Source organism: Streptomyces sp. NPDC033221, assembly GCF_055577005.1.
In genome coordinates this window covers 233,202-250,302 of record NZ_JBVIQN010000005.1, presented here as the reverse complement: position 1 = coordinate 250,302, position 17,101 = coordinate 233,202, and the positions used below count along the sequence as shown (strand labels likewise).

Below are 17,101 nucleotides of genomic sequence, written 5' to 3'. Positions count from 1 at the left end.
CCCGCCACCCCCTCGGTCCTGGTCCCGGGCGGGCGGCGGGGGATTGTCGTACCGCGGCCTTATCGTGGACGGGTGATGACGAGCGACGGCAACGGCGGTGGCACCGGAGGCGGTGGCATAGGAGCACTGTCCCCCCAGGACGAGGCGGTGCTCGGCGTCGAGCGCCGCTCCTGGCCCCGGCCGGGCGCCAAGGAGCGGGTCATCCGCGAGCGGCTCGGCATCTCGCCGACCCGCTACTACCAGCTGCTGAACGCCCTGCTGGACGACCCGCGGGCGCTCGCCCACGACCCGGTCACGGTCAACCGGCTGCGCCGCGTACGCGAGGCCCGGCGCAGCCGCCGCTGAGCCACGGCCCCGGCCGAGCCCACGGCCCCACGGTCACCGCAGGCCCCCGGCCACCGCCCCGCCGGCCCCGGCCCGCGCCCGCCGACCGCACCTCGGTTGCAGACCGCGCCTCGGCCGCCCTCGGCCGCACCCCGTCCCCACCCCGGCTGTCCCGATGCGCCCGTACGCCCGGCACGCCCCCGCGCACGACCGGTAATGTCGTCGCCATGGGCAGCACCCCGAACTCCTTGCCGACGCCGGTCACCGATGCGGGCCGGGACGGCCTCGCCGCGCTGCTGGACAGCCCCGGCCGGGCCGTGATCGCTCTCGACTTCGACGGCACGCTCGCCGGCATCGTGCCCGACCCGGAGAAAGCCCGCGCGCACCCCGGTGCCGTGGCGGCGCTCGCCCGCCTCGCGCCGCTGCTGTGCTCGGTGGTGGTGATCACCGGCCGCCCGGCGGGCGTCGCGGTCCGCCTCGGCGGGTTCACGGACGCGCCGGGCCTGGAACAGCTCGTGGTCCTCGGCGGCTACGGCGCCGAGCGCTGGGACGCGGCGACCGGCACGGTGCGCGCCCCCGCGCCGCCGCCCGGTGTCGCCGCCGTCCAGGCCGAACTCCCCGGCGTGCTGGACAAGCTGGGCGCCTGGCATGCCTCCTGGGTGGAGGACAAGGGCCGCGCCATCGCCGTGCACACCCGCCGCGCCGAGGACCCGCAGGCCGCGTTCGAGCTGCTGCGCGAGCCGCTGTACGCGCTCGCCGAACGGCACGGTCTGATCGTCGAACCCGGCCGCTACGTCCTCGAACTGCGCCCGCCCGGCATGGACAAGGGCGTCGCGCTCGCCGAGTACGTACGCGAGACCGGCGCCGCCACCGTCCTGTACGGCGGCGACGACCTCGGCGACCTCGCCGCCTACTCCGCCGTGGACAAGCTGCGCTCGGACGGCCTGGCCGGGGTGCTGGTGTGCAGCGGCAGCGCGGAGGTCGCCGAGCTGGCCGGCCGGGCGGACCTGGTCGTCGACGGCCCGCCGGGCGTCGTCGGGCTGCTGCACGCCCTCGCGGACCGGCTGGGGGCGCCCGCCTGACGGCTGCGGTCCGCGGGCGCCGGGCGGGTCAGCGTTCCAGCGCCCGCAGCTGCTGGAGGAACCAGCGGTCCGGCGGCAGCGCGGTGGCCGCCGCGGCCAGCCGCTTCGTGCGCTCGGCCCGCTCGCCGTCCTCCATGGACAGCGCCTCGTGCAGCGCGCGGGCGGTGGCCGAGATGTCGTACGGGTTGACGCAGACCGCGTCCTCGCCCAGCTCCGCGTACGCCCCGGCCTCCCGGGACAGCACCAGCGCGCAGCCTGCCTCGGAGATCACCGGGACCTCCTTGGCGACCAGGTTCATCCCGTCCCTGATCGGGTTGACCAGCGCCACGTCGGCGATCCGGTAGGCGGCCAGCGACCGGGCGAAGTCGTCCTTCACGTGCAGCACGACCGGCTGCCAGCCCGGGGTGCCGTACTCCTCGTTGATCTCCTCGGCCAGCCGCCCGACCTCGTCGGTGTAGGCGCGGTAGACCTCCAGGTCCTGGCGGGAGGGGTAGGCGAACGCGATGTGCACGACCTGTTCGCGCCACTCGGGGTGCCCGGCCAGCAGTGCCCGGTAGGCGCGCAGCCCGCGCACGATGTTCTTGGACAGTTCCGTACGGTCCACCCGCACGATCGTCTTGCGGTCCGGGCCGCCGATCTGCTCCCGCAGCGCCGCCAGCCGCTCGTCCACGTCCGGGCGGTGCGCGCGCTCCCGCAGGAACTCCGCGTCCGCGCCGAGTCCGTGCACACCGAGCCGGGTCGTCCGGCCCTCATGGACGACGCTCAGCTCTCCGTCCGCGTCCCGCCGCACCTCGGCGCCCAGCACCGCCGTGCAGCACTCCGCGAACGCCTCGGCCCAGCGCCGCGTCAGGAACGCGGCGCGGTCGCCGCCCAGCATCCCGAGCAGCACCGCCTCGGCCACGTCGTCCGGCAGCATCCGGAAGTAGTCCGCGGGCGCCCACGGTGTGTGTGAGAAGTGCCCGATGCGCAGGTCGGGGCGGCGGGCGCGGAGCAGGCCGGGCACCAGCGTGAGGTGGTAGTCCTGCACGAGGACGACGGCGCCGGGCGCGGCCTCGTGGGCGAGCGCGTCCGCGAAGGCCGCGTTGTACGCCTCGTACGACGCCCACTGCGCGCGGAAGCCGTCGTCGAAGGACGGGTCCAGCGGCGTCTGGTAGAGCATGTGGTGGACGAACCAGAGCACCGAGTTCGCGATGCCGTTGTAGGCATCGGTGAAGACATCGGCGGGGATGTCCAGCATGCGTACGTGCCGGCCGCCCGTGTCGGCGGTGTCCAGGTGGCCGCCGCTGCGCCGGGCGGCCTCACGGTCGCCGTCCCCGAGGGCGGCGCACACCCACACCGCCCCGGCGTCGGGCCCGATGGCGGAGAGGCCGGAGACCAGCCCGCCACCGCCGCGTTTGGCGGTCAGCGTGCCGTCCTCCCCCTTCCCGTACGAGACCGGGCCGCGGTTGGACGCGACGAGGACCTTGGCACCAGAACGCTCGGAGACCATGTTGCGAGACTAGCCCGCCACCGATCCGCTCAAACGTGCGGAGCGTAGGCGGAACGTCACGGTTTCCGCCGCGCCGGAAACGGGCTCCGGACCGGTGGCGTCACGCCGCGCGGCGCGCCGCGTACTCCGGTATCTCCGCCATCGGCGGCCGCTCCTCGGTGTCCACGTCCCAGGTGCGCGGCACGAAGCCCGCCTCGCCGCGCTCGAACTGGGTCAGCCGCGGGCGCACCAGGTGGCCGCGGGCCAGCCGCAGCTGCGCGGTGCGGTAGATCGCCGCCGCCATCCTGCCGAGCGCCTGGCCGCCCTGGTGGCGGTGCTTGCGCACGCCGACGTCGACCTGGGCCAGCGCGTCCAGCCCGGCCGTGTGCAGCGCGTCGACCAGCAGGCCCAGCTCCACGCCGTACCCGACCGGGAACGGCAGCCGCTCCAGCAGCGACCGGCGCGCCGCGTACTCCCCGCCCAGCGGCTGCACGAACCCGGCGAGCTGCGGCCAGTGCAGGTTCAGCAGCGGCCGGGCGACCAGCTCGGTGACCCGGCCGCCCTGGCCCGCCGCCTCGCCCAGCGGACGGTCGTACATGCCCTTGACGAACTGCACGCCCGGGTCGGTCAGCAGCGGGCCGACGATCCCGGAGACGAAGCCGGCGTCGAACTCGCGCAGGTCGGCGTCGACGAAGCAGACGATGTCACCGCCGGTGGCCAGCAGGGAGCGCCACAGCACCTCGCCCTTGCCCGGCAGCGCGGGCAGCCGCGGCAGCACCTCGTCCCGGTGGACGACCCGCGCGCCCGCCTCGGCCGCGACCTTGGCCGTGCCGTCCGTGGAACCGGAGTCCAGCACCACCAGCTCGTCGACGAGCGGCACCGACGGCGTCATCAGCTCCGTACGGATCGCCTCGACGATCGCGCCGACCGTCGCCTCCTCGTCGAGCGCCGGCAGCACGACGGAGACCGTCTGCCCCGTCTCGCGCTTCGCGGCCAGCAGCCGGTCGAGCGGGCGGTCCGCGGCCGACCAGGACCGGCTGGCCAGCCAGCGCTCCACCTCTTCCAGCACGTGCGCGTCTCCTTCGTCCCCGGACCAGCGATGTGATCCATCTCGCGGTGCGGACGGCTGTCTCGACCGCCCATCCCTTCGGCTACAGTCTTGAACAACGCGATCGCCCCGGACATGCCGGGGTCGCGACAAACGCCTGGGTTCCGGCCCAGCGCCATACCGCTCATCCAGAGGGGCAGAGGGATACGGCCCGTTGAAGCCCCGGCAACCCTCCAGCCGGTCTCCGTCGCCGCACAGCGTGCGGCGCGCGAGGCTCCCGGCTAGGGAAGGTGCCAAATCCGTCTCGCGGCGAGATGCGTCGCGAGGAAGATGAGGAGAAAGGGCCTCGCCTCCATGGCTGTGCAATCCGTTGAAAGCACCACTTCCGCCACCGTTTCCCTGGGCCCGGCCGCCGCGCTGTCCTGCCGCGAGTGCGGCGAGCGCTTCGGCCTCGGACCGATCTTCGCCTGCGCGTCCTGTTTCGGGCCGCTGGAGGTGGCGTACGACCTGCCGGCCGGCGACCCCGAGAGCCTGCGCAAGCAGATCGAGGCGGGCCCCAACAGCATCTGGCGCTACGCGCCGCTGCTGCCCGTCCCGGCCGACGTCGCGGACAAGCCGAACCTCAACCCCGGTCTGACCAAGCTGGTCAAGGCCGACAACCTGGCCCGTGAGCTGGGCGTCACCGGCGGCCTGTACGTCAAGGACGACTCCGGCAACCCGACGCACTCCTTCAAGGACCGGGTCGTCGCCATCGCCGTCGAGGCCGCCCGCGCCTTCGGCTTCACCACCCTGTCCTGCTCCTCCACCGGCAACCTCGCGGGCGCGGTCGGCGCCGCGGCGGCCCGCGCCGGCTTCCGCTCCTGTGTGTTCATCCCGCACGACCTGGAGGCGGGCAAGGTCGTCATGGCCGCGGTCTACGGCGGCGAGCTGGTCGGCATCGAGGGCAACTACGACGACGTCAACCGCTTCTGCTCGGAGCTGATCGGCGACCCGCTCGGCGAGGGCTGGGGCTTCGTCAACGTGAACCTTCGCCCGTACTACGGCGAGGGCTCCAAGACCCTCGCCTACGAGATCTGCGAGCAGCTCGGCTGGCGGCTGCCGGACCAGATCGTCATCCCGATCGCCTCCGGCTCCCAGCTCACGAAGATCGACAAGGGGCTGAAGGAGCTGATCGCGCTCGGCCTGGTCGAGGACAGGCCGTACAAGATCTTCGGCGCCCAGGCCGAGGGCTGCTCCCCGGTCTCCACGGCCTTCAAGGCGGGCCACGACGTCGTACGGCCGCAGAAGCCCGACACCATCGCCAAGTCGCTGGCCATCGGCAACCCGGCCGACGGCCCGTACGTGCTCGACATCGCCCGGCGCACCGGCGGCGCGGTCGAGGACGTCAACGACGAGCAGGTGGTCGATGCGATCAAGCTGCTGGCCCGCACCGAGGGCATCTTCGCCGAGACCGCCGGCGGGGTGACCGTGGGCGTCACGAAGAAGCTGATCGAGGACGGCCTGCTCGACCCGGCGCTGACCACCGTCGTGCTGAACACCGGCGACGGGCTCAAGACGCTGGACGCCGTCGCGCCGACGACCGGGCCCACGGCCACCATCCGGCCGAGCCTGGACGCGTTCCGCGCCGCCGGTCTGGCGGGCTGACCGCCGCGCGTGGCCCCGCACACCCGTGCGCGGCCGTACGCATCCGTACGCGTCGGCACACACCGGTACGCGTCGGCGCGCCTCCGTCCGCGCCAGCGCCCACCGGCGCGCCCGCGCCCCTACGCACCCCTCCCGCAAGCTGGAAGGCAGCACATCATGAGCGTCAACGTCCGCATCCCGACCATCCTGCGCACCTACACCGGCGGCCAGTCCGAGGTCCCCGCCGAGGGGGCGACGCTCTCCGAGGTCATCAAGGATCTGGAGAAGAACCACGCCGGCATCGCGGCCCGCGTTCTGGACGACACGGGCAAGCTGCGCCGCTTCGTGAACGTGTACGTCAACGACGACGACGTGCGCTTCGAGCAGGGCCTGGCGACGCCGACGCCGGACGGCGCGGGCGTCTCGATCATCCCGGCGGTGGCCGGCGGCTGCTGAGCCGCCCGCCTGGGAGGCCCGACGATCTTTTTCGGCCCATCCCCGGGCCAACGGCTGAAATCACCCCGTCCGGCACGAAGCGGACGGGGTGATTCCGTCTTGTTAAAGGCGATACAGTTGAGGCGTTCCCCCGTTGAGCGCGTGCCGGAGGCATAAGAGACCCCGGCAAGTTGTGCGCGAAGTGTGGACATGATTTGTCGCGTTGGTGAGCTTTTGCCCGGCCCGACTTGCCCTGGAACAAGGGCATTTCTCCCTGTATTTGCGATTGTTCGCGAGCAGAATTCTCGTCCGACTGACCTGTTGCGCTGGGCAGTTGGACAGATACATTCAGCGGCGGTCGACGCGTTCCGGCGCACACCCCCTCCTGTCGGGGGGTGAGGTCTGACCCGGGTCCGCGGAGTGCGGTCCTGTGCAAGGGCCAGTAATAGGGGAGTTAGGCATGGCTCAGGGCACCGTCAAGTGGTTCAACGCGGAGAAGGGGTACGGCTTCATCGCGGTCGACGGTGGTGCGGATGTATTCGTCCACTACAGCGCGATCCAGATGGACGGTTACCGCACCCTTGAGGAGGGTCAGCGGGTCGAGTTCGAGATCTCGCAGGGCCAGAAAGGGCCGCAGGCGGACATGGTCCGCGTGGCCGGCTGAAGCGCCGACCGACTGCTGCGTCGAAGGCCCGCGTCCCCTTGTGGGGGCGCGGGCCTTCTGTGTTTGGGTGGGCTGTACAAGGGAGCGTCGGCTCACCCGGACGGGTGCGGTTTGACACCCGGCCCCCGAAGGGGAAGCTCCTCCAAGCCGCTTGCACTCTCCTGGGCCGAGTGCTAATCATTGCGTTAGCACTCTACGAGTGAGAGTGACAGCTAAGGACCGACTCGGTGAGGTCCGCGGGCAGGTGGGGCAAGGAACCACCGGCTCGCAGACCGTCCGTCGCGGGCGCCAGCGCGGTCCGGAGTATCCACCCTCCCCCAGACGCAGTCCGGGGGGACCCCCAGTCCGGGAGGACCACTTCACATGGCCAAGATCATCGCGTTCGACGAGGAGGCACGGCGCGGTCTCGAGCGCGGGATGAACCAGCTCGCCGACGCCGTCAAGGTCACCCTTGGCCCCAAGGGCCGCAACGTCGTCCTCGAGAAGAAGTGGGGCGCCCCCACGATCACCAACGATGGTGTGTCCATCGCCAAGGAGATCGAGCTCGAGGACCCGTACGAGAAGATCGGCGCCGAGCTGGTCAAGGAGGTCGCGAAGAAGACGGACGACGTCGCCGGTGACGGCACGACGACCGCGACCGTCCTGGCCCAGGCCCTGGTCCGCGAGGGCCTGCGCAACGTGGCCGCCGGCGCCAACCCGATGGCCCTCAAGCGCGGCATCGAGCGCGCCGTCGAGGCCGTCTCCGCCGCCCTGCTGGAGCAGGCCAAGGACGTGGAGACCAAGGAGCAGATCGCTTCGACCGCCTCCATCTCCGCCGCCGACACCCAGATCGGCGAGCTGATCGCCGAGGCCATGGACAAGGTCGGCAAGGAAGGCGTCATCACCGTCGAGGAGTCCCAGACCTTCGGTCTGGAGCTGGAGCTCACCGAGGGTATGCGCTTCGACAAGGGCTACATCTCGGCGTACTTCGCCACCGACATGGAGCGTATGGAGGCGTCGCTCGACGACCCGTACATCCTCATCGTCAACTCGAAGATCTCCAACGTGAAGGACCTCCTTCCGCTGCTGGAGAAGGTCATGCAGTCGGGCAAGCCGCTGCTGATCATCGCCGAGGACGTCGAGGGCGAGGCCCTGTCGACCCTGGTCGTCAACAAGATCCGCGGCACCTTCAAGTCCGTCGCCGTCAAGGCCCCGGGCTTCGGCGACCGCCGCAAGGCCATGCTCGGCGACATCGCCATCCTCACCGGTGGCACGGTCATCTCCGAGGAGGTCGGCCTCAAGCTGGAGAACGCCGGTCTCGACCTGCTGGGCCGCGCCCGCAAGGTCGTCATCACCAAGGACGAGACCACCATCGTCGACGGTGCCGGTGACAGCGAGCAGGTCCAGGGCCGCGTCAACCAGATCCGCGCCGAGATCGAGAACAGCGACTCGGACTACGACCGCGAGAAGCTCCAGGAGCGTCTGGCGAAGCTGGCCGGCGGCGTGGCCGTCATCAAGGCCGGTGCCGCCACCGAGGTCGAGCTCAAGGAGCGCAAGCACCGCATCGAGGACGCCGTTCGCAACGCGAAGGCGGCCGTCGAGGAGGGCATCGTCGCCGGCGGTGGCGTCGCCCTGCTGCAGGCTTCCTCGGTCTTCGAGAAGCTGGAGCTCGAAGGTGACGAGGCCACCGGTGCCGCCGCTGTGAAGCTGGCCCTGGAGGCCCCGCTGAAGCAGATCTCCGTCAACGGCGGCCTTGAGGGCGGCGTCGTCGTGGAGAAGGTGCGCAACCTGGCCGTCGGCCACGGCCTGAACGCCGCGACCGGCGAGTACGTCGACATGATCGCCGAGGGCATCATCGACCCCGCCAAGGTCACGCGCTCCGCGCTGCAGAACGCCGCGTCGATCGCCGCGCTGTTCCTGACCACCGAGGCCGTCATCGCCGACAAGCCGGAGAAGGCCGCCGCGGGCGGCGCTCCGGGCGGCATGCCGGGCGGTGACATGGACTTCTGATCCTCCCGGATCACCTGTCCTCAGATCGCTGGGGCGGCACCCCTCCTCCCAGGGGGGTGCCGCCCCAGCGGCGTTTCCGGGGCCGTGCGCTTTCCGGTACGGCCTTCCGCGCGACCTCCCATCCGAACGCCCATCCGGCCTCCCATACAGCCTTCCGCGCGGCCTCCCGTGCGGCCGAGGTGTGCCGGATCCGTACGCCGGTCCTTGCGCGGCACCCGGCCCGGCGGGGCACGATCGCCCCATGACGACTCGAAACGGGCAGACCGCCCGACCGGACCGGTTCTCCGCCGACACCGTCGCCCTGATCACCGGCGGCACCAGCGGAGTGGGCCTGGCAGCCGCGCGGCGGCTGCTCGCGGACGGCGCGCGGGTGGTGGTGTGCGGCCGGGACGAGCGCCGCCTCGACGCTGCCGTGGCGCAGCTGAGGGAGAGGGCGCAGGAGGCGGTGACGGGCGGCGAGGCGACCGTTGCGGACGCAACCGGAACGACCGGTGCGGACACGACGGACGCGACGGGAGCGGCCGGTGCCGCCGCCGGGCGGGTGCTGGGCGTACGCGCCGACACGGCCTCCGTCGCCGATCTCGACGCCGTGGTGCAGGCCGTACGCGACCGCTTCGGGCACCTCGACATCATCTTCGCCAACGCGGGCCGCTACGCCGCCGCCCCCTTCGAGGAGATCACCGAGGCCGACTTCGACCGCGCGGTCGGGGTGAACTTCAAGGGTGTCTTCTTCGTCGTCCAGCGGGCGCTGCCACTGCTGCGGGACGGCGGCGCCGTCGTCATCAACGCCTCGTCGCTGCTGCAACGCGGGCAGGCGGACGCCACCCTGCACTCCGCGACCAAGGCCGCCGCGCACAACCTCGCCCGTACGCTCGCGGCGGCGCTCGCCGGGCGCCGCGTCCGCGTCAACTCGGTCAGTCCCGGCTATGTCGAGACGCCGATGTTCGCGGGCTCGGACATCGCCGCGGCGGAGGCGGCGAAGCTGCGGGCGCAGACGGCGGCGGGCCGGTTCGCGCGGCCCGAGGAGATCGCCGACGCGGTGGCCTTCCTGGCCTCCGGGGAGGCGTCGTACATCACCGGGCAGGACCTGGTCGTGGACGGCGGGCTGCACGGCTGTGCCATGTGAGGACCTGCCGCGAGGACACTTCACTGCTATGTCACTTTATGTGAGATACGGCATGTAAGGCGGCGCTGGTCCTGGTATAGGCGTGGCGGCCATACTTTCCGGAGCCTCGCCGGAAGGTGATCTTCCGCGATGGCCGCCCCCGCCCCCGGACGCCCCGCAAGGACGCCCATGAGCACGCTCGATTCCCTGGTCGTCGACGTCAACGACGGTCTCTGGACCTACCTGCTGATACCGCTGGTGGTCTGCGCGGGCCTGTATTTCACGGTCCGCTCCCGGGCCGTACAGCTGCGCCTCTTCCCGGAAATGCTGCGCGTGCTCAAGGACAGGTCGCAGCCCAGGGCGGACGGCTCCAAGCCGGTCTCGTCCTTCGGCGCCTTCACCATCTCGGCCGCCGCGCGGGTCGGTACGGGCAACATCGCCGGCGTCGCCACCGCCATCACCCTCGGCGGGGCGGGCGCGGTGTTCTGGATGTGGGTGATGGCGCTCGTCGGCGGCGCCTCGGCGTTCGTCGAGTCGGCGCTGGCCCAGCTCTACAAGGTCCGGGACGGCGCGGGCTCGGGTACGTACCGGGGCGGCCCGGCGTACTACATGCAGCGCGGGCTCGGTAAGCGCTGGCCCGGTGTGCTGTTCGCGGTCGCCATCACCGTGACCTTCGGCTTCGTCTTCAACGCCGTACAGTCCAACACGATCACCTCGGTCGCCTCCGGGTCCGTCTCCGGCAGCGGATCGTCGTGGTTCGCCCCGGCGGTCGGGCTGCTGCTGGCCGTGATGCTGGGCATCGCGATCTGCGGCGGGGTCCGCCGCATCACCTCGGTCACGACCGTCCTCGTACCGGTCATGGCCGTCGTCTACCTGCTGCTGGGCACCGCCGTCGTCCTCCTCAACCTCGACGATCTGCCGCGGGTCTTCGGTGACATCGTCGGCGGCGCGTTCGGCTTCAAGGAGCTGGCGGCCGGCGGGGTCGGCGCGGCGATCCAGCAGGGTGTCCGGCGCGGCATGTTCTCCAACGAGGCGGGCCTGGGCTCCGCGCCCAACGCGGGCGCCGCCGCCGAGGTCACCCACCCGGTCAAGCAGGGGCTCGTACAGTCCCTCGGCGTCTTCTTCGACACCCTGCTGATCTGCTCGATGACCGCCTTCATCATCCTGACCACCACCCCGGAGCCGGGCGGGCGTCAGGGCGCCGACCTCACCCAGACCGCGCTGACCGACACGCTCGGCGGCTGGGCCGGTCATGTGCTGACGGTCGTCGTCTTCCTGCTCGCCTTCAGCTCCATGATCGGGAACTACTACTACGGCGAGTCCAACATCGGCTTCATGACCCGGCGCGGCTGGGTCCTGCCCGTCTACCGCGCCGTCGTCCTCGCCGTCGTCTTCCTGGGCGCGCTGGGCTCGGTCGGCATCGTCTGGAACCTGGCCGACGTCTTCATGGGCTTCATGGCCCTGGTCAACCTGCTGGCCATCCTCCCCCTCTCGGCCATCGCCTTCCGTCTCCTGGACGACTACACGGCCCAGCGCCGCTCCGGCCTCGACCCGGTGTTCACCCGGTCCCGGATGCCGGATCTGACGGGGGTGGAGTGCTGGCCGGACGAGCGGTCCGGACCCGCGGCGGAGAGCGGCAGCGGCGGGGAGCGGGTGACGGCGGGGGCGCGCTGAGCCGTCGCGTACGTCAGGTGGCGCCGGCCGCCTTGAGGCCGGCCTCGGCCGGGGCCGCGTTCAGGTCCGCCAGGGCCTGTTTGCCGAAGCCGAAGAAGTACGTTGCCAGGAAGCCGGACGCGTAGCCGATGAGCAGCCCGAGGGCGTAGACGACGAGGGTGGCGCCGAGCGGCTGGTTGCCCTTGAGCAGGGGGAACAGGGCCCAGCCGGACGGGCCGATGGCGGTGGAGCCGGCCGCCGTGCCGAGCTGGTTGAACAGGCCCACGAAGCCGCCGCCGAACGCGCCGCCCACGCAGGCGGTGACGAACGGGCGGCCCAGCGGCAGCGAGACGCCGTAGATGAGCGGTTCGCCGACGCCCAGGAAACCCGCGGGCAGCGCGGACTTGATGGTCGTACGGACCGAGCGGTTGCCCGGGAGGCGGACGTAGACCGCGAGGGCGGCGCCCACCTGGCCGGCACCGGCCATCGCGAGGATGGGCAGCAGGACCGTGTAGCCCTGCTGTTCGATCAGTGTGGTGTGGATGGGGATCAGGGCCTGGTGCAGGCCCAGCATGACGAGCGGGAGGAAGAGGCCGCCGAGCAGGAACCCGGCCGCGGCGCCGCCGTGGGCGAGCAGCCGGTCGGCGCAGGTGCCGATGGCGGTGGAGATCTGACCGGCCAGGAACATCAGGCCGAAGAGTGTGACCAGCCCGGAGACCAGTACGGTCACGGTCGGCGTGACCAGGACGTCGAGCGACTCGGGGACGTACCTGCGGCACCACTTCTCGACCTGTACGGCGAGCAGCGCCGCGCCCAGCGCGCCCAGGACGCCGCCCTGGCCCGGCGAGAGCTGCTGGCCGAAGACGGTCACCTTGGCGACGCCCGCGTACACGATGATCGCGGCGACCGCGCCGCCCAGGACGGGTGTGCCGCCGAACTCCTTCGCGGTGTTGTGGCCCACGAAGACCGCGATCAGGGACATGAAACCGGAGGCGATGGCGGCCAGCGCCGGGACCAGGGCGGGCAGCGCGCCGAAGTTGGTCAGCAGGCCGTTCAGGCCGGCGATGATGCCGCAGCCGATGAGGGCGGGGATCAGCGGGACGAAGATGTTGGCGATCCGGCGGAGGAAGAGCCTGACCGGGGTGGCGTTCCGGGCCTTCTGGCGGGCCTTGAGGGCGGCGCCCTGGGCGGCCAGCTCCGCGGCGGTGGGTGGCGGTGGTGGTGTGGAGTCGGCGGGGTTGGAGGTGATGGACGTGGCAGGTGGGGCTTTGGGGGCGGGTGCCGCGTCGGGGCCGGCGTCGACCAGGGCGGCGAACTCCGGTGTGACGCGGGCGACCGTGCCCGGACCCAGCACGATCTGGTACGTGTCGTCCTCCACCACGCCCAGGACGGCGGGCAGCGCCTTCAAGGCATCGTCGCGGACCAGCGACCGGTCCGCGACGCCGAGGCGCAGCCGGGTCATGCAGTGGGTGACGGACGTGACGTTGGCGGCGCCGCCGACCAGGGGGAGGATCGCGGCGGCGGTGGCGCGGTTCTTCTCATCGGACATGTGTGGTGCCTTGCTGTGCGTACGTGCCGGGACGGGCTGGCGGCGGCGGGAGATGCCCGGCCGGGTCAGCCGTCCTGAGCGGGCGGGGTGTGCAGGGCGGTGTGCAGCGCGGCCCTGAGGTGGCCGCGGGAGCCGGCCAGCAGCCGGGCCGCCGTCGGCCCGTCGACCCCGGCCAGGACGACCAGGATGGCGTTCTTGACCTCGCCGTCCGTGGCGGCGAGCGCGGCCTCGATCTCCGTGTCCCCGGCGCCGGTGGCCAGCGCCACGATGCGGCGCGAGCGGGCCCGCAGCTTCTCGTTGGAGGCGCGCACGTCCACCATGAGGTTCCCGTACGTCTTGCCCAGCCGGATCATGGTGATGGTGGAAAGCATGTTGAGGACCAGCTTCTGCGCCGTGCCGGCCTTCAACCGGGTGGAGCCGGTGAGGAGTTCGGGGCCGACGACCACCTCGATGCCGTGGTCGGCTGCCGCGGCCAGCGCGGAGCCCGCGTTGCAGGACAGGCCGACGGTCAGCGCGCCGCAGGCGGTACGGGCGTGTTCGACGGCGCCGATCGCGTACGGGGTGCGTCCTGAGGCGGAGATGCCGACCACCGTGTCGTCGGCGGTCAGGCCCAGCGCGGTCAGGTCGGCGGCGGCCAGCTCCTTGCTGTCCTCGGCGCCCTCGACGGCGGCGACCATGGCGGTGGGGCCGCCCGCGATCAGGCCCACGACCTCGGACGGGTCGGTGTTGAAGGTGGGCGGGCACTCGCTCGCGTCCAGCACGCCGAGGCGGCCGGCGGTGCCCGCGCCCGCGTAGACCAGGCGGCCGCCGCGGGCCATCCGCTCGGCGGTGGCGTCGATGGCGGCGGCGATCTCGGGCAGCCGGTCGGCGACGGCGGCGGGGACGGTGGAGTCCTCGCCGTTCATCGTGCGGGCGATCTCCAGGGTGGAGAGCCGGTCGATCTCGGCGAGTTCGGGCCGGAAGGCTTCGGTGGTGAGCGTGTCCAGCTGGGCGCGCAGCTGTGCGTACTCGGCGGGGGAGGTCATGGTGGCGGCGGCTCTTTCCGGGCTCGTACGGCTCTGTACGGGGAAACGGAGACGGCGGGCGGGCGGGGCGGGTGCGGCCGGGGACCGGGGCCGGCGGGCGGCCGGCGGGCCGGTGGCCTGGTGGTCAGCGGTGGGACGTGCGGGGGGAGTGGCGGTGGGCGAGCGCTTCGTAGGAGGCGGACAGGGCGGGCGCGGCGGTCTCGTACGTACGCTGCGCGACGCCCACGAACAGGCAGTCCACGACGAGCAGTTGACTCGTACGGGAGGACATCGCGGCGGGGCGCAGCTCGCTCTCCCGGGCCGTGGACGTGGTGAGGATGTGATCGGCGTACGAGGCGATGTCGCCGTCCGGGCGGCCGGTGATCGCGATGGTCGTCGCGCCGTGGTCGAAGGCCACCCGCAGCGGCTCTATGACGTCGGTGGTGCGCCCGGAGTGGGTGATCGCGATGGCCACGTCACCGGCCCGCATCTGGACCGCGTTCGTCACCGCGAGGTGCGGGTCCGAGTGCGCGTGCGCGATCAGGCCGATCCGCAGCAGTTTCTGGACCAGGTCCTGGCCGACGAGGTTGGAGGCCCCTATGCCGTACACATCGATGCGCCGGGCGGCGGCCAGCGCGCCGACCGCGGCCTCCAGCTGCGTCAGGTCCAGCCCGGCCGCGGTGTCGGCCAGGCACTGCTGCTCCTCCTGGGCCAGCTTCGCGACCACGTCGGGCAGCGCGTCGTCGACCGCTATGTCGGCGGTGACGGCGGGCGCGCGGCCGGTGGCCTGCTGGGCGGCGAGGGCGGCCAGCGCCAGGCGCAGGTCGCGGTAGCCCGGATAGCCGAGCAGGCGCGAGGTGCGCACGACGGTGGCCTCGCTGGTGCCCGTGCGCTCCGCGAGGCCGGTGACGGTGAGTGCGGCACAGCCGGCCGGGTCGCCGGCGACCGCCTCCGCGACCCGCTGCATGGACCGGGTCATGGACGGCGCCAGCGTACGCACCTTGGCGGCCAGGGCCGCGGGGGCGGGCGGGCTCGGGGCGGCCCGGACGACGCCGCCGGAGTCCGTGAAAGTTTCCTTCAGGTCGGGGCTCACAGCTGAAAAATAATTTCACCGCCGGTCCGCGTCAATACCCTGTGGACGCCGCGCCGCCGGGCGTCGCGCGGGCCGCGCGGCCTCCGCGGCGGTTGTCAGTGGTGCGGGAGAGAATGGGGGCATGGAGCTCGAACAGGCACTGCACGCGGCCCGCGCCCTGGTCATCGCCGACCTGGTGGCGGGCGAAGTCGCCGACGCGGAGATCGTCTCGCTCGTCGAGGACTCCGTGGTGCACCGCCGATGGTGGGTGGAGCAGTGGCCCGAGGGCGCCGAGTTCGTGGCCGGGCTGATAGCGCAGGACGTCCAGGACGCGCTCCTGGAGCGGTACGGCCGCTGGCCGCTGTGCCCCGTGTGCCTGCACGGCGGTGACCCGCACGCCCTGGACGTCGAGCCCGAGTTGGGGCCCGACCCGCACTGGGTCTGCCCCAAGACGGCGGTCTCGGTGGCGCGGGTCGGCTCGCTGGGCGCCCCCGCGGGAGGCTGACATGGCGCTCTACATCGACCCGCCGACCTGGCCCGGACACGGCCGGATGTGGTCCCACCTGGTCAGCGACGCCTCGTTCGAGGAACTGCACGCCTTCGCGGAGCGCATCGGCTGCCCCCGCAAGGCGTTCGACCGCGATCACTACGACATACCGGCGGAGCGCCATGCGGACGCGGTGCGCGCGGGCGCGGTGGAGGCCGGCAGCAGGGAGCTGGTGCGCCTCCTGCGCGGCGCGGGACTGCGCCGGCCGAAGAGCCGGGAGGGCGGGGCGGCGGGCCGGTAGGCCCGCCCGGAAGCGGGCGGGCCCATCGCGGCCCCCGTCTCAGCCCCGGTCCGCCGGGGCCGCCTCGACCGGCTCCGCTCCCGCCGCCGTGCGCGCGGCGTGCGGCGCGCCGGCCGAGGAGGCGACCAGGCGGGAGGTGCTCTTCGCGCGGTGCAGCCGCAGGGCGACGAGCGTGGTGGCGACGCCCAGCGTCGCGAGCGCCGCGGCCGTCCACGCGACGGCCGGGTAGCCCCAGCCCGCGCTGATGACGACCCCGCCGAGCCACGGGCCGATCGTGTTGCCCATGTTGAAGGCGGAGGTGGTGGTCGCGCCGGCCAGCGTCGGCGCGGCGGTCGCCACGTTGAACATCCGGGCGTTCAGGGCCGGCGCGGTGGCGAACGCGGTGACGCCGAGCAGCAGCGAGAGCGTGACGGCGGCGATGGGGTTGTGCGCGGTCAGGGCCAGCAGCGCCAGCACGGTGGCCGAGGCGCCGATGCCCCCGATGATCGTCCCGAACGGGTGCGCGTCCGCTATCCGTCCGCCGACGAACGTACCGATCAGCGCGCCGACACCGAACAGCGCCAGCACGGTCGGCACGCTGCCCTCGGCCAGGCCCGCGGTGTCGGTCAGCAGCGGCGCCAGGTAGGAGAACAGCGCGAAGACCGCCGCGCCGTTCAGCGCGGTGCCGATCAGTGCCAGCCAGACCTGCTTGTCGCGGTAGATGCTCAGTTCGCGGCGGAGTACGGGCCGCTCGTCACCGGTCGGTACGGCCGTCCGCGGCACCAGCGCGATCACGCCGGCCAGGCCGATCGCCGAGAGGACCGCCACCGCCCAGAAGGCGGACCGCCAGCCCGCGTGCTGCCCGAGCAGCGCGCCGGCCGGGACGCCCGCGATGTTGGCGATGCTCAGCCCGCCGACCATCACGGCCATCGCGCGGGCCCGTGCCGTGACCGGCACCAGCGACACCGCGACGGCCGCGCCGACCGCCCAGAACCCGGCGCAGGCGAGCGCGCTGACCACGCGCGACACGAACAGCACGGTGTACGACGGCGCCACCGCGCCGGCCACCTGCCCGAGTCCGAAGACGGTGAGCAGGGCGATCAGCGTGGTGCGGCGCGGCAGTTGGAGGGTGGCGCCGGCGAGCACCGGCGCGCCGACCACCATGCCGATCGCGAAGGCGGAGACCAGGAGACCGGCCTGCGGGATGGACACCCCCATGTCCCGGGCCAGGGGCTGGAGGATGCCCGACAGCATGAATTCGCTGGTGCCGAGGGCGAAGACGGAGAGGCCGAGGACGTAGACGGCGAGGGGCATGCGG

At 72.6% G+C, this 17,101-nt stretch carries 16 protein-coding genes and 1 riboswitch; of the genes, 10 read left to right on the top strand and 6 right to left on the bottom strand.

The features are described 5' to 3' along the window. Window positions 1–75: 75 nt before the first annotated feature. Complete coding sequence (locus ACZ53K_RS08760; RefSeq protein WP_468833388.1) at window positions 76–345, top strand: DUF3263 domain-containing protein; 270 nt, start codon at window positions 76–78, stop codon at window positions 343–345. Window positions 346–551: 206 nt separating this feature from the next. After that, entirely contained in the window at window positions 552–1,406 is an 855-nt protein-coding gene (gene otsB, locus ACZ53K_RS08755) for a trehalose-phosphatase (RefSeq protein ID WP_468833066.1), read from the top strand. Window positions 1,407–1,434: 28 nt separating this feature from the next. On the opposite strand, the gene ACZ53K_RS08750 is transcribed toward otsB, so the two are convergent. Then, window positions 1,435–2,895: an alpha,alpha-trehalose-phosphate synthase (UDP-forming) gene (locus ACZ53K_RS08750; protein ID WP_468833065.1), complete on the bottom strand. Its 1,461-nt coding sequence runs from the start codon at window positions 2,893–2,895 to the stop codon at window positions 1,435–1,437. A 100-nt stretch (window positions 2,896–2,995) separates the two neighbouring features. Then, window positions 2,996–3,943 carry a glucosyl-3-phosphoglycerate synthase gene (locus tag ACZ53K_RS08745; RefSeq protein ID WP_468833063.1) on the bottom strand — a complete coding sequence of 316 codons (948 nt, stop codon included), beginning with the start codon at window positions 3,941–3,943 and terminating at the stop codon, window positions 2,996–2,998. 160 nt (window positions 3,944–4,103) lie between these two features. Beyond that, a riboswitch (SAM riboswitch) is annotated at window positions 4,104–4,259 on the top strand. A gap of 17 nt (window positions 4,260–4,276) precedes the next feature. Here ACZ53K_RS08745 and thrC point away from each other — a divergent pair. The 6 genes from thrC (at window position 4,277) to ACZ53K_RS08715 (ending at window position 11,412) form a co-directional block, all read left to right on the top strand. Next, window positions 4,277–5,566 carry a threonine synthase gene (gene thrC, locus ACZ53K_RS08740; RefSeq protein WP_468833061.1) on the top strand — a complete coding sequence of 430 codons (1,290 nt, stop codon included), beginning with the start codon at window positions 4,277–4,279 and terminating at the stop codon, window positions 5,564–5,566. Between the two features lie 156 nt (window positions 5,567–5,722). Next, complete coding sequence (locus ACZ53K_RS08735; RefSeq protein WP_468833060.1) at window positions 5,723–6,001, top strand: MoaD/ThiS family protein; 279 nt, start codon at window positions 5,723–5,725, stop codon at window positions 5,999–6,001. A 439-nt stretch (window positions 6,002–6,440) separates the two neighbouring features. Further along, window positions 6,441–6,644: a cold-shock protein gene (locus tag ACZ53K_RS08730; protein WP_003986833.1), complete on the top strand. Its 204-nt coding sequence runs from the start codon at window positions 6,441–6,443 to the stop codon at window positions 6,642–6,644. A 363-nt stretch (window positions 6,645–7,007) separates the two neighbouring features. Next, complete coding sequence (groL, locus tag ACZ53K_RS08725) at window positions 7,008–8,633, top strand: chaperonin GroEL (RefSeq protein ID WP_030254570.1); 1,626 nt, start codon at window positions 7,008–7,010, stop codon at window positions 8,631–8,633. Between the two features lie 241 nt (window positions 8,634–8,874). After that, window positions 8,875–9,759, top strand: coding sequence for an SDR family NAD(P)-dependent oxidoreductase (locus ACZ53K_RS08720; protein ID WP_468833058.1), 885 nt, complete (start codon window positions 8,875–8,877; stop codon window positions 9,757–9,759). 168 nt (window positions 9,760–9,927) lie between these two features. Then, a complete protein-coding gene (locus ACZ53K_RS08715) occupies window positions 9,928–11,412 on the top strand; it encodes an alanine/glycine:cation symporter family protein (protein ID WP_468833057.1) in 1,485 nt (494 codons plus the stop codon). 13 nt (window positions 11,413–11,425) lie between these two features. Here the strand turns inward: ACZ53K_RS08715 and ACZ53K_RS08710 are convergent, their stop codons facing one another. The 3 genes from ACZ53K_RS08710 to ACZ53K_RS08700 form a co-directional block, all read right to left on the bottom strand. Then, window positions 11,426–12,940: a PTS transporter subunit EIIC gene (locus ACZ53K_RS08710; protein WP_468833055.1), complete on the bottom strand. Its 1,515-nt coding sequence runs from the start codon at window positions 12,938–12,940 to the stop codon at window positions 11,426–11,428. A gap of 65 nt (window positions 12,941–13,005) precedes the next feature. Continuing rightward, on the bottom strand, window positions 13,006–13,965 hold the full coding sequence (murQ, locus tag ACZ53K_RS08705) for an N-acetylmuramic acid 6-phosphate etherase (protein ID WP_468833054.1): 960 nt from the start codon (window positions 13,963–13,965) through the stop codon (window positions 13,006–13,008). Window positions 13,966–14,089: 124 nt separating this feature from the next. Then, entirely contained in the window at window positions 14,090–15,037 is a 948-nt protein-coding gene (locus tag ACZ53K_RS08700) for a MurR/RpiR family transcriptional regulator (RefSeq protein ID WP_468833052.1), read from the bottom strand. 121 nt (window positions 15,038–15,158) lie between these two features. On the opposite strand from ACZ53K_RS08700, the gene ACZ53K_RS08695 reads away from it, so the two are divergent. Together ACZ53K_RS08695 and ACZ53K_RS08690 are read left to right on the top strand one after the other, a co-directional pair. Next, window positions 15,159–15,521, top strand: a complete 363-nt coding sequence (locus ACZ53K_RS08695) for a hypothetical protein (protein WP_468833051.1) — start codon at window positions 15,159–15,161, stop codon at window positions 15,519–15,521. A gap of 1 nt (window position 15,522) precedes the next feature. Beyond that, window positions 15,523–15,804: a DUF4031 domain-containing protein gene (locus ACZ53K_RS08690; protein ID WP_468833050.1), complete on the top strand. Its 282-nt coding sequence runs from the start codon at window positions 15,523–15,525 to the stop codon at window positions 15,802–15,804. Between the two features lie 39 nt (window positions 15,805–15,843). Here the strand turns inward: ACZ53K_RS08690 and ACZ53K_RS08685 are convergent, their stop codons facing one another. Next, window positions 15,844–17,097, bottom strand: a complete 1,254-nt coding sequence (locus ACZ53K_RS08685) for a Cmx/CmrA family chloramphenicol efflux MFS transporter (RefSeq protein WP_468833048.1) — start codon at window positions 17,095–17,097, stop codon at window positions 15,844–15,846. Between the last annotated feature and the right edge of the window lie 4 nt (window positions 17,098–17,101).